A 12,705-nucleotide genomic window follows, 5' to 3' on the forward strand; every position below is an offset into this window, starting at 1 on the left:
ATTTAAACCAAATAGTGATCCAGCAATAGCGCCGCAAATATCAGGCTCAGGTAAAGAATAGAATATTTGAAAGTGGTTTTGGCCAGATCGTCAGAATAGCGACGATAGAGGCTGACTACATAGTAAAGAAATACCGCATTCAGGCATGCTGCCGACGCCAGATACAGCCAGCCACTCATGCCTAAGCCATAAGGCATTAAAGACACGACAATCAGGATCACGGTATATAGCAAAATATGCAGCAGCGTAAATTTCTCACCATGGGTTACCGGTAACATAGGCATGCCCACTTTGGCATATTCTTCTCGGCGATATAAAGCCAGTGCCCAGAAGTGTGGTGGCGTCCAGGCAAAAATAATCAGGAACATGACCAAAGCTTCTGGCGACACGGTGTTATTCACTGCTGCCCAGCCAAGTATTGGAGGCATTGCACCAGATGCGCCACCAATGACAATATTCATAGGCGTTGCCGGTTTCAGAAACACCGTGTAAATAACGGCATAACCGACAAACGTCCCCAGTGTCAGCCACATGGTCAGCGGGTTCACCCAGTAATACAAAATACTCAGGCCTATGCCACCGAGCACACTGGCGAATAACAGGGTTTCCATCTGCGATAACTGGCCGGTAGGAATAGGACGCGCACGCGTGCGGGCCATCATGGCATCGATCTTGTGTTCGATTAAACAGTTAAACGCCGCTGCAGCACCTGAGGCAAACGCAATACCCACAGTTGCCGCTAATAATATCTGTAAGGGCACCATGCCAGGCGTGGCCATAAACATGCCGATGATTGCGGTAAAAACAATTAATGCCGTGACGCGCGGTTTGCACAGCGCATAAAAATTGCGCAAGCTCATTTTTGCCGATGTCAGTTGTGTAACCCAAATACTTTGCATGACTAATCCCCCAACTTTTCTAATAAGACGTATTCATTAATCTCGCATTGACTGTCACCAGGCAGATGCCCAGCAACGCTGCGCCGGCGTTATGCAATACAGCCAGCACTAATGGCAGTTGCAGTAACAGATTGCCGATACCGACACCGATTTGTAACAGCAAAACCAGCAGTAGTGTCCACGCCAAGGTTCTGGCGTTTTGACGCTGTAACAAAATCTTGACGCTGACGATGCCCCAACCCAGCACGACCAGCGCGCCCAGTCTGTGTATCCATTGAATAGCGGTCAAAGCATCCAGGTGCAATTGCCCGCCATCCCGGCTTTCTCCCAGTGCCCGCGTCAGGTGGAATGCATCGTGCAAATCCATATCGGGCCACCACAACCCATGACAGGTGGGAAAGTCGGTACAAGCGAGCGCCGCATAATTACTGCTGGTCCAGCCACCCAGCATCACCTGCAAAAACCATACCACCAGCGCAAGGCGTAACCACCATTGCTGTGCTGATGGCAAAGCGATGGATGGTTGCGCATTATTGCGTACGGCGATCCAGCATAATAGTGCCAGGGTGGTCATCCCGCCCAGTAAATGTAAGGTCACAATTACCGGCTTAAGTAACAGTGTCACAGTCCACATACCCAGCAGTGCCTGTAAAAAAACCAGCACGACCAGGGCAACCGATAACTGCCATGAGGTTTTTATTTTTAGCCTGTTCACATACGCTAGCCAGGCAAGGCCTAAAATAACCAGGCCCAGACTTCCGGCCAGATAACGATGGGCCATTTCTTTCCAGGCTTTAGCGTGTTCTAGCGGCTTATCCGGAAATGCCTGCTGCGCAGAATGGATAGCTGACTCACTTTGCGGCACGGATAAGGCGCCATAACAGCCAGGCCAGTCTGGGCAACCCAATCCTGCATCAGATAATCGTACATATGACCCTAATACCACGACACAAAACGCCAGCAGCACAGCCACAACACTTAAAGACCTGAACATACTCAACCCGCCCACGAAGCCTTCAGCAGCTTCGTCAAATCTTTGCGTATCCATTTGGCTTCCTGCTCAAGCGGATACTGCATCATGATATTGCCTAGCGGATCAATGAAATATACCCGCTGCGCATCCAGTGTGTTCTGCCCGCCACCACTCAGCATGCGACCCAAGGCGGTTACCTGTGCAGACTCGCCATTGATAATCAACAGATCAGGGTACCGTTCACGAATCTTGCTGGTATCAGCCTGTTGTGTGATAAGCACGCGCTGCACACGGATCATGTCTTTATACAGCGATACATACACTTGTCTTAAGTCATGCAACCGCTGCATACAACGTGTATCGCATTCGCCTGCAATGAGGACAATATTCCATTTATCTTGCCAGAATGTTGGCATGGCCTGCTGTTGATCATTTACCCAATGCGTGCTGGAAGCCAGCGACACTGGCGGTTGAATCAACTGGCCATAACTTTTACCGCTAGGTCGCCAGTCAAATTTGATCATCGCCACGACTACCACCAATGGCACGGTAAAAAATACTGCCAACAGTAGAAAAATCATGCGCCCTTTGCGCTGTTGGGCGGCATTTACTGAAACTTTTGACTGTGAATTTTCTTGCACTACCGGGTTACCTTTTTCCTGACCGTTTACTGCCGTTTTTCCAGCATTTGATACACACCAATCAGTATGCTTGCCAAAGCAAATCCAAACCATTGATAGGCATAACTTAAGTGTTTTTCGACCTGCCCGGCCGGGACATCCCAATGGCGGATAAATCCATCTTGCGCTACGTCATGGTCCAGTTTGAGGATAGCATGCGGCACCATTGGGTAAGGCAAATGTTTTTGTAAATATTCAAAATCTATCACTTGCTGTACTTTATTCCATTGCTCATCTGTCTGGCCCAGTTGAAAGCCGGTTTTCTTTTGATGCCATAGCATCCCTGCCACAGTTTGCTGCCCTACAGTCGTCTTTATCACTGGCAATTGCTGGTGATCAGAAAATCCGGCTACCCACCCTCGATTCACCAAAATTACTGTCCGCTGATCACTGAGTAAAAATGGCGTTAACACGTGAAATCCAGCCTGCCCCTGCTCCACCTGATTATCCAGAAAGAAAGCGTATGCTGGCAGGTAATGTCCGGTGAGTTTTACAGCTCGGGTATGTAAAGCTTCTATGCCGTTCTCATCCAGCTTGGCATCAGTTACTAGCTCAACCACATTGAGTTTGCCCTCAGCCAGGGCAAGGGTAATCGCCTGCTTTTGTTCGGCTTTGTGCCACTGCCACATGCCTAATTTCAAACAGCCAAAAACCATGAGCGCCACCACCATCATTACCACTGGCCGCAGCCTCAAAACATAAGATCCCAAAGGTATTTGCATTTTCTTACTTACAGCCCATAATGTGCCTTCACTATTTACTTACACTTAGCGCAGGATCACACCATGCTTATAAAAATTGCTACTGTTCTTGTACTGCTAGTCATCATCGGCAGTTTGTTTTCTGCCCTGGTTTTTTTATTGAAAGACAAGCGTGGCTCAGATCGTACGGTAAAGGCATTAACCATGCGTATTGGCCTGTCTATCGTCCTGTTTCTGCTGTTGATTCTTGCTGCACACTTCGGCTATATCGGCCATACGCTGTAATAAATCCGATTGTTAAAAAGGGCGCTCCTGGCGCCCTTTTTTGATGCTAGAGCATGTAGACGAAAATATACAAACCCAACCACACCACATCCACAAAGTGCCAGTACCAGGCAACGCCTTCAAAACCAAAATGATGTTCCGGTGTGAAGTGACCTTTCATACTGCGCAGTAAAATCACAATCAGCATCAATGTACCAATCGTCACATGGAAACCGTGAAAGCCGGTCAACATAAAGAAGGTTGCGCCATAAGCACCTGACTTCAGCGTCAAACCCATTTCAGTGTAGGCATGATGATACTCAGCTGCCTGACAGATCAGGAAAGTAATACCTAAAGCCACTGTTAATGCCAACCCCACAATCAGTTGCTTGCGATTGTTTTTAATCAATCCCCAGTGCGCCCAGGTAATGGTTGCGCCTGAGCTCAGTAATAGCAGCGTGTTGATTAACGGCAAGCCACTCCAGGTCATCGGGTGGAAGTCTGGATTAGGTTTGAAAGTCTCACCGAGCACTACCCCACCCGGGCCTTGTGTCGGCCAGGTACTCAGGAAGTCTTTGTAGGGCGTGATATCCGGCGCATAAGAAGCAAGGTCAGGCACTGACAGTACCCGCATATAGAACAAGGCGCCAAAGAAAGCTGCAAAAAAAGCGACCTCTGAGCAGATAAACACAATCATGCCAATACGGAAAGATTTGTCCTCCCACTTTTTGTACTGGCCTGTCAGGCTTTCAGTGACTACGTCGCTCAACCATTTGAACATCATGAACAGAATGATGGCCAGGCCTAGATACATCATGTATTTGCCGGGTGTCGCCAGAAAGTCCAGGGAAGGATTCTTAAGTGAGCCATCACCACGGAGATCAGAGCCGGTGACATTAAACACAAACCCGCTGGCCATAGATAGCAGACCAACAGAAATCAGTGCAGGATAAATACTGCCGTGTGGTACGAAATAATGGTTATCTGAATGACTTGCCATGCCTAACTCCCAATCATTTGATTTTTATAATTTAAATCACAATCAATCATTAATTTGAATCATTTGCTTGCCGGAAAGAATGAGTAGGATAAGGTGAGCTCATTCACTTCTGGCGGTAGATCAGTACTAATAAAAAACCTGAGCGGCAGCTGTTTTACCTGGCCGGGATTAAGCGATTGCTTAACAAAGCAAAAACACTCAATCTTTTTCAAGTGAGCAGACGCCTTACCTGGTGTCACACTTGGAATAGCCTGCCCGGCAACTACTTCACTCGTTGTATTCTTTGCTTCAAACATCACTACGGTAACCTGGCCTGGATGGACCTTGATGCTATTTTGTTTGGCATAAAAATTCCAACCTAGACCAGGCATCACGGAAGAAACGAACTGCACAGTCACTTCACGCGATAAATCTACTTTCTGCTTTGCCGCGGTTTGCGCAACATTGCTTGTTTTGCCATTCAGGCCAGTCACAGAACAAATCACGTCATACAGAGGCACCAGTGCAAATGCAAATACCAGCGCACCTGCAAGAATCCACGCCAACTTGAATGCCAACTTTTTGTTGGCTTCTGATTTATCCTGGTTCAACATGACCTGGGTTCAACACTAGATACCTTCAAAAACTATTTCCACATGGTGAACATTGAGATTACGTACCATGCGATTGCCAGTCCAGCCAAAATCCAGGCAATCTTTTTATTGTTACTCTGCTTCGGTTTACTCAAAATCTTTTTCCTGTCACTTTCATGCCTGCATGAGGTTTATCACTGACCATCCATAGTTAAAATGGATGGCCGGTGATAACGATTACTTCACGACATGTTTATTTCACTACAGGTTGCTCAGTGAAACTGTGATATGGCGGTGGAGAAGGTAATGTCCACTCAAGACCAATCGCGCCTTCCCATACCTTGTCTGTCGCTTTTTGGCCGCCTCTGGCACAACTAATGATGTTGTAAACCAGCAGCAATTGTGACAAACCAAGGACGAACGCACCAATGGTAGAAATCATGTTGAATTCCGCAAATTGCAGTGCATAGTCAGGGATACGACGTGGCATACCTGCCAGACCGACAAAGAACTGTGGAATAAAGGTGACATTGAATGAAATGGCCGTTAACCAGAAGTGCAATTTACCCAATTTCTCGTTATACATATGGCCAGTCATTTTTGGCAGCCAGTAATAGACGCCCGCCATGATGCCCATAATGCCACCTGCAAACAGTGTGTAGTGGAAGTGTGCAACCACAAAATAGCTATTGTGGTATTGCGCATCGGCTGCCACATCGGCCAGTACCAGACCAGTCAAACCACCTACACCAAACAGGATAATCCAGCCTACGCTAAACAGCATAGGCGTTTCAAACGTCATTGCGCCTTTCCACATGGTGCGGATCCAGCAATAGAATAAAACGGCAAGCGGCAGAGAAATCGCCATGGTGCTATACATAAAGTACAGCAAGGCAGGCACTGGCATACCAGCTGTAAAGAAATGGTGCGCCCACACAACGACAGACAGAGCACCGATAGACCATAATGAATAAACTTGTGCTTTATAGCCATACATAGGTTTACGGCTGAATGTCTGCAAAATTTGTGGGATGAAACCCCAAACAGGCAACAGCAAAATATACACTTCAGGGTGACCAAAGAACCAGAATAAATGCTGGAACATGATCGGGTCACCACCACCGGCAGCATCAAAGAAATGGGTACCGAAATGGCGGTCTGTCAGCAACATGGTGACTGCTCCAGCCAATACAGGAATCGTCGCAATCAGCAGGAAAGCAGTGATCAGCCAGCCCCATGCAAACAATGGCATTTTCATCAGGGTCATACCTGGCGCACGCATATTGAAAATGGTGACGATGATGTTGATAGAACCCAATACTGAAGAAATACCCAGTAAGTGAACCGCGAAAATGGCGAAGTCTACGCCGATACCACCTTGCACCGAGAGTGGTGGGTAGAAGGTCCAGCCGGTTGCCAACGCGCCATCACCAATACCGAATAATGCCAAGGTAAATGGCAGTGTCAGCAGGATGGCAGAAGGTGGCAGAATCCAGAAACCCCAGTTATTTAACCGCGGTAATGCCATATCCGGCGCGCCCAGTTGTAACGGCAACATCCAGTTGGCGAAGCCGGTAGCAGCAGGCATCAGCGCCGCGAAAATCATGATCAGCGCATGCACGCCAATCAGCTGGTTAAAGAATTCCGGATTCATCAATTGCAAACCCGGCTTGAACAGCTCGGCACGGATGCCAAGAATCATACAGCCACCGACCAGAAACATGACCAGTGAAAATGTCAGGTACATGGTACCGATATCTTTATGGTTGGTGGTCGTCAACCAACGCATAATGCCGGTTGGATGTTCCTCATGCTCGTCGTGATGTGCTACGGAGGTGGTACTCATCGTTGCTCTCCTAAAAATCTTACAAAGTTATTCGCGTGCTGCTTTGACTTGTGGTGGCTGCACCAGCGCATCCACCGACGCTGTATTACCCAGGGCATTACGCTCATAAGTAATCACAGCAGCAATTTCAGTGTCATTCAGGGTCGCTTTCCATGCAGGCATAACTCCTTTGCCGTTCAGTACGCGATCCAGATGACTGTCTTTTTGGTATTTACCATCGGCACCGAAAATCGGGCCTGTCGCAATCTTACTGCCTGTCAACGCCGGGAAGGCTGGTGGCAAACCTGCACCACTCACCTGGTGGCAAACCGCACAGTTTTTCTCGTAAACAGTTTTACCTTGTGCCAGCAACTCTTCTTTGGTTAACTCTTTGACATCACCAGCGGCTTTTTGCTCCGCCTGTTTTTTACCAGCCCAGGCAGCAAACTCTTCTTTGGAGACTGCATTGACGACAACAGGCATGTAACCATGGCCCTTGCCGCATAATTCTTTACATTGACCACGATAGACACCGGCTTTTTCGACCTGTACCCATGTTTCACGAATAAAGCCAGGAACGGCCACACGTGAAGAACCGAATTGCGGCACCCACCAGTTGTGCAACACGTCAGAAGCAGTCATCAGAATACGGACTTTTTCACCGACCGGTAACACCAATGGATTATCGACTTCCAGCAGGTAGTGCTCGCCTTTTTCTTCTTTATTATTCAGCTGGTCATTGGTTGTGGCAAGGTTGCTGACGAACTTGATTCCCTGAGCATCGCCATCGAGATACTCATATTGCCAGCGCCATTGTGAACCTGTGATTTTGATGACCATGGTGGACTGGTCACGCGTATCCTCCATCATCACCACACTGTGATAAGCCGGAATACCCATGATCACAAAGTCAATCAACAGCAGGATCGCAAACGGGATCAGCGTCCAGAAAATCTCCATCGTGGTAGATGGTGGTTTATCAACAACGGCTTTGTAACCCTTATCGTGACGATGTTTGACGATGGAATAAATCATGATTGCCAGTACCACCACAAAAATCACGGCGGTAATCAGCATGAATTTATTATGTACATGCAGTGTATCCAGCGCCATCGGTGTGACCGGGTCTGGGAAATTGAAAGTGTAGTCAGCGCGTGCGCTTAATGAATAAAACAGTGCAAACGCACTAGCCCCAAGCTTCTTCATTCCTTGCATCTAATCTGCTCCAAAATCTAGTTATTTAGTTTTTTAGAAGTGTTCGTTTCAGATGCGATACCAGTTCAGCGCGTTGCGCGTTGTTCATGGTGTCGCGACCAAACTCAACTTCTTGATTACGGGACCCGATCCAAAGTGATGTTTTGCCATTCTCACTTTCCCTGAGCGTTATCCGGGTCCAATAGCGTTGAAAGCGGACGTGTTTTATTTTGCCTAAGACACTTTGCTCAATTTCAACATGATCCTCGACGATTGTGATTTTTTCGTAATCATCACTGTGCTTTAACACCCACACAAAAGCCAGAACCACTAACACTAATTCCAAACCAGCAAATGGCAATACCATCCAGGCACCGATATGCACAAAAGCCAGGGCGATCAGTCCAGTCAAAATGCCCAAACTCAGCAACAATCTGCAGACACTTTCAGCGGAAGCGGAAGCGTTTGGCTTTGCAATGCATTGCGTTTCGTATATGGATAACATGTTTGCCAACCCAGAACTGAATCTGTAGCAACTAAATTACGTTTAGTTACAAATTTGTTACACATTGAACGGTAGCATAAGACGACCTCAGTGACAAGAAAAAAGAATTTTGCTGAGGATTTAAATGTAGTTTTTTATGAACAAGGCTAAATTAAGGGATGACGTAAACAAAGGCTTGCGAGCCAGTAGGGAGGGCTGAAAAATTAAAATAAATCAATGAGATGTGTCATGAATATTTCATTTATTCAACGTAGCTTTCAATGACATTCACCATAGCTAAAATATACAAAATTTAATCAATATCGCGAGATGATTTCATTGAAAATCTTAATATAAAACTGCGGTCACACCCTGATGCGCAAATCTGGACCATGTAAATATGTTTGCTAGCGTTACAACTCCAGCAAACAATAAACATTACTTAAAACATCTCATCAAGAGATCTGCGAATATAAAACAGGTGAATAGCGAATTTTTATCGCTTTTATTTTGTACAAAAAAATCCCCTGTACTTACCGGAGGAATATGGCAAGCACAGGGGTTGGAGAGCAGAACTATCGTTAATGAAAGTGAGGGATAGCCTTTCCGATAATCCTGCCGCATGACACTGTTGTCATTGTTTTTATTCCAATTTAAAAGACACTGGGATAGTGATCTTAAAAGTCTTCTTCCTGAGGCTATCTTTCACACCTAGCTGGCCGATGGCTTTTTTCACCATACGCAATGCTTCGTCATCCAGTGGCGCATGCTTGCTACTATCCGCCAGCGATACTTGCACCAGTTCGCCGCGTACAAACTGTGCCAGGATAGTCACTTCACCCTCGAGATGCCTGCGTATCGCGATTGTTGGATACTGTTTGCTCTTGTTCACCAGCGAGCGCAACTGATCGCCGTAATCACCCCAGGCATCATTGTCACTGGGTGTTAACTCATCCGACTCACTGCTGACTGGTGCACTGACTGCGGGTGCAGCACGCGATTCCTTCGCAGGTGACTCAGCAGGTACATGGCTGGGAGCATCACTTGTACTTGCTGACGCTGGCGGACTCAACGTGGGCGCCGGCTCTGCTCGCGCAGGTAAAGCCTGCTCAGGTACCTGGTAACTCGCATCATTGCTGGCAGGTGCCGCGATAACCGATTTTTGGTTTTCGACTGGCGATGCTGTTTGCGGCTTGACAGTCGTCGGCGTTTTTTGTGGCTCAGGCGGAACTGAAGCAACCACTGCTGGCGCAACTTGCTGCTCACTGGGCTTGGAAGCCGGCATTTTCATGGTGAAGAATTCGATTTCCAGCCGATCCGGAATCTTGGGTAATTCAATATGCTTTAATGTGGGATAAATCGCGATGACTAGCGCATGCAGACTCAGTGACAGGATAACTGCCCGCCAGACCTTGGCCTGACTATCATCATCCATGTATACCAGGGCCGTCATGCTAGCTACTTTGCTTTGCAGAATCCGGTGACATCACAAAACTGAACTTGCTGATACCGGCACGCTGTATCGCCGCCAGCACTTTGGCGACGATGCCATATTCGGCATGCTCATCGGCATAGATCTCAATGGCTGGGTCTTGTTGCGCTTTCAGCGTGCCCAGGTTGCTGGTCAGGGTTTCCAATGCCAGTTTCTGCTGGTCGAGGAAAACATCACCCGCATCGGTGATACTGATATGCGCGGTCTTGGGTACGGTAATGGCGACTTCAGCACTGGCTTTCGGTAGCTTTACTTTCACTGCGTTCATCAGTAAAGGTGCAGTGACGATAAACACGGTCAGTAATACCAGCATGACATCCACCAGTGGCGTGACGTTGATCTCGCTTACCAGGTCTTCCTGTTCTGCATCGCCAAGGATTGCCATGACTTAGCCTTCTACTCCGGACTGGGTGAGTAAAGACTGGAAGCGGCTGGCGACTTGTTCCATATCGGCACGGTGTACTTTTTGCCTGCGCATAAAGTAGTTGTAGGCGAGTACTGCTGGTACAGCAGTGGCAATGCCAATCGCGGTGGCGATCAGCGCTTCGCCGATGGGGCCGGCAACCACATCCAGTCCGGCAGAGCCGGTGGCAGTGATGGTCTTGAGGGCGTTCATGATGCCCCAGACGGTGCCGAACAGGCCGATGAAGGGTGCAGTCGAGCCGATGCTGGCCAGTACCGCAACACCACCATCCATGCGCTTATGTTCGAGGTAGGCTTGTTGCTTGAGCGAGAGCAGGATCACTTCCTGGCGTTCATTGCGGCGTAACACTGAATTGGCCATGACTTCATTCATCGCATTCATACCGGCATTACACAGCCGGGCAAAGCTGCTTTCGCTTTGCGATATCAATTTAGGTAATTCATAGATGCTGCGCATCTGTTGCCATTCGGAGAGGAAATCCGTGGATTCACTTTGGGATTTGTACCAGGACCAGCTTTTGATAATGATGATGGCCCACACCACTACTGAGAGCACGCCCAGCAAATACAGCACTAAATCTACTATGTCAGGTACCAGGTCCACGAAAACACTCCCCAAGAAAAATCAATGCATCAATATAAAACAACATGTCAGGAAAAAACCCCCACCAACATCGGGAATATTTCCTCTTCACGTCCCTACATATATACATCGCTGGGAGCGGAAAAAACCTCATGTTTTTAACTTATTTTTACATTTTAGCTGGGAAATAATATATTCATGTCATATTTTTACGCATTAACTGACTTTTAAAGTCTTGGGGGAAACTTAGATTAAAGTAATCATTAAAGACTTATAGCGGGTTTCTGCCGGAAATAGTTGGCGGCACATAGACAAAATACCATTCGCCGTAATAACGCTTGTTGTTCAGGTGCTGTAGCTCTCCACGGTAGCCTTTGATTTTAAAAGGCGGCTTATCCGACAGACTGTAAATGCCCATGATGCCGCCACTCGGCGCCTCAACAATGCCCCAGCCTTCACGCTGGGTGATCGGGTCCAGATAGGGTTTTCGCAAATGGCGACGCGGCGTTGGAAAGCGTTCATCGCTGAGCAAGGCCTCAAACGTACGCGGAAAAGTTTTCACTACACCCGGTGTCTGGTTGTAATAGCGGCCAATGGCATCTCTGTATGCCAGCCCCACGTGGATCAACTCCTGTTCTCTTTCGCGCAAGACTTGTGTTTGCCAGCGCATGGCGGCCTGGGCCATCACCAGCCCGCTCAGCATCACCAGCATAAACATGCCGATCAGCACGAAACCTGTGCATAGGCGTTTACCAAACGGCATAAGGCGTACCATCACCGGAAACCTGGTTGGATCCGCTATGCACATCAAATACGCTGCCCTGCTCGTCTATATTCGGCGGTAAAGTGATGACCCAGGTATCACTGCGCTCTGTCATCGGGTCAGGCGGAATCGCTTTCAGGTATTGCCGCTCAACCAGCTCTTCGAGTACCTCCGGATAACGGTTTTTATCGCTGTAGAATTTGTCGATGGCATCTCGCATGGTCAGCAAATCATGACGCAACGTGGTCTCTTTAGACCGCTGTAACATATGCATGAATTTTGGTGAGACGATGGTCAGCAACATCGCCAGGATAGCCAGTACCACCAGCATTTCAATCAGGGTAAATCCGCGTTTCATCTGCTACCACTCACTATAAGGTTGCTGGTTGATGCCAAGCGCACCGGAGCGGGATGAAACGTCGTATACATCCTTGGCCATTTCATCCACCTCGCCGTCATATGCACGTATGCGCCAGGTCTGCATATTACTGAGCGTTACATCCGCGGCAAATGGATCACGCGGAATCCGCCGCAGAAAAAACAGCTTTTTCTTTTTCGGATCCTGTGCATTTTCCACTCCGCTGACCAAGATTCTCAGGTTTGGCGGATAGCCACTGCCATCGGCAGTTTTCTTGATCAACCCTTGATCCACCGCATCTTTATAAGCATCTAGCGCATCACGGATTTGCCATAATGCGCGCTTAAGCTCGCGCTCTTTTTCGCGTTTGCTGTTCAACTGCACCACAGGGCTGGCGGAGGTCACCAGCAACGCAAGCAGCGCCAGCGTCACCAGCAATTCCACCAGCGTAAATCCATTTCTGCGATGTGGCACCAACATCATCATGCTTTGCA

At 48.0% G+C, this 12,705-nt stretch carries 16 protein-coding genes; 1 reads left to right on the forward strand and 15 read right to left on the reverse strand.

Annotated elements, in window-relative coordinates; genetic code table 11:
• Positions 1–2: 2 nt before the first annotated feature.
• From cyoE to ASG34_RS05400, 4 genes are read right to left on the reverse strand one after another with little or no spacing between them, the layout of a single operon-like run.
• The gene (gene cyoE / locus ASG34_RS05385; protein ID WP_055827710.1) at positions 3–899 is read right to left on the reverse strand and encodes a heme o synthase; all 897 of its coding nucleotides are present in this window, start codon (positions 897–899) and stop codon (positions 3–5) included.
• 19 nt (positions 900–918) lie between these two features.
• Positions 919–1,893 carry a COX15/CtaA family protein gene (locus ASG34_RS05390; RefSeq protein WP_055829061.1) on the reverse strand — a complete coding sequence of 325 codons (975 nt, stop codon included), beginning with the start codon at positions 1,891–1,893 and terminating at the stop codon, positions 919–921.
• 2 nt (positions 1,894–1,895) lie between these two features.
• Positions 1,896–2,513: an SCO family protein gene (locus tag ASG34_RS05395; protein ID WP_055827712.1), complete on the reverse strand. Its 618-nt coding sequence runs from the start codon at positions 2,511–2,513 to the stop codon at positions 1,896–1,898.
• A 26-nt stretch (positions 2,514–2,539) separates the two neighbouring features.
• A complete protein-coding gene (locus ASG34_RS05400; RefSeq protein WP_055827714.1) occupies positions 2,540–3,274 on the reverse strand; it encodes an SURF1 family protein in 735 nt (244 codons plus the stop codon).
• Positions 3,275–3,337: 63 nt separating this feature from the next.
• Between ASG34_RS05400 and ASG34_RS05405 the strand changes: the two genes are divergently transcribed.
• Complete coding sequence (locus ASG34_RS05405) at positions 3,338–3,538, forward strand: twin transmembrane helix small protein (protein WP_055827717.1); 201 nt, start codon at positions 3,338–3,340, stop codon at positions 3,536–3,538.
• A gap of 46 nt (positions 3,539–3,584) precedes the next feature.
• Here the strand turns inward: ASG34_RS05405 and ASG34_RS05410 are convergent, their stop codons facing one another.
• From ASG34_RS05410 to ASG34_RS05460, 11 genes are all read right to left on the reverse strand, one after another.
• A complete protein-coding gene (locus ASG34_RS05410) occupies positions 3,585–4,517 on the reverse strand; it encodes a cytochrome c oxidase subunit 3 (RefSeq protein WP_055827720.1) in 933 nt (310 codons plus the stop codon).
• Positions 4,518–4,576: 59 nt separating this feature from the next.
• Positions 4,577–5,110, reverse strand: coding sequence for a cytochrome c oxidase assembly protein (locus ASG34_RS05415; protein ID WP_055827722.1), 534 nt, complete (start codon positions 5,108–5,110; stop codon positions 4,577–4,579).
• A gap of 232 nt (positions 5,111–5,342) precedes the next feature.
• On the reverse strand, positions 5,343–6,935 hold the full coding sequence (gene ctaD, locus ASG34_RS05420) for a cytochrome c oxidase subunit I (protein WP_055827726.1): 1,593 nt from the start codon (positions 6,933–6,935) through the stop codon (positions 5,343–5,345).
• Between the two features lie 27 nt (positions 6,936–6,962).
• Positions 6,963–8,129, reverse strand: coding sequence for a cytochrome c oxidase subunit II (gene coxB / locus ASG34_RS05425; protein WP_055827729.1), 1,167 nt, complete (start codon positions 8,127–8,129; stop codon positions 6,963–6,965).
• Positions 8,130–8,154: 25 nt separating this feature from the next.
• Entirely contained in the window at positions 8,155–8,613 is a 459-nt protein-coding gene (locus tag ASG34_RS05430; protein ID WP_082488039.1) for a DUF2244 domain-containing protein, read from the reverse strand.
• A 622-nt stretch (positions 8,614–9,235) separates the two neighbouring features.
• Positions 9,236–10,045, reverse strand: coding sequence for a TonB family protein (locus ASG34_RS05435; RefSeq protein ID WP_055827732.1), 810 nt, complete (start codon positions 10,043–10,045; stop codon positions 9,236–9,238).
• Position 10,046: 1 nt separating this feature from the next.
• On the reverse strand, positions 10,047–10,469 hold the full coding sequence (locus tag ASG34_RS05440; protein ID WP_055827734.1) for an ExbD/TolR family protein: 423 nt from the start codon (positions 10,467–10,469) through the stop codon (positions 10,047–10,049).
• 3 nt (positions 10,470–10,472) lie between these two features.
• Positions 10,473–11,111, reverse strand: coding sequence for a MotA/TolQ/ExbB proton channel family protein (locus ASG34_RS05445; protein WP_088178532.1), 639 nt, complete (start codon positions 11,109–11,111; stop codon positions 10,473–10,475).
• A gap of 250 nt (positions 11,112–11,361) precedes the next feature.
• Positions 11,362–11,865 (reverse strand): type II secretion system protein, encoded by a 504-nt coding sequence (locus ASG34_RS05450; protein WP_235559673.1) that lies wholly within the window; start codon positions 11,863–11,865, stop codon positions 11,362–11,364.
• Positions 11,840–12,211 carry a type II secretion system protein gene (locus ASG34_RS05455; protein WP_055827742.1) on the reverse strand — a complete coding sequence of 124 codons (372 nt, stop codon included), beginning with the start codon at positions 12,209–12,211 and terminating at the stop codon, positions 11,840–11,842. The genes ASG34_RS05450 and ASG34_RS05455 overlap by 26 nt, the downstream gene beginning before the upstream one ends.
• 3 nt (positions 12,212–12,214) lie before the next feature.
• Positions 12,215–12,694 (reverse strand): prepilin-type N-terminal cleavage/methylation domain-containing protein, encoded by a 480-nt coding sequence (locus ASG34_RS05460; protein WP_200934465.1) that lies wholly within the window; start codon positions 12,692–12,694, stop codon positions 12,215–12,217.
• Positions 12,695–12,705 lie beyond the last annotated feature (11 nt).

The organism is Methylophilus sp. Leaf416, assembly GCF_001424665.1.
Taxonomy (GTDB): Bacteria; Pseudomonadota; Gammaproteobacteria; order Burkholderiales; family Methylophilaceae; genus Methylophilus.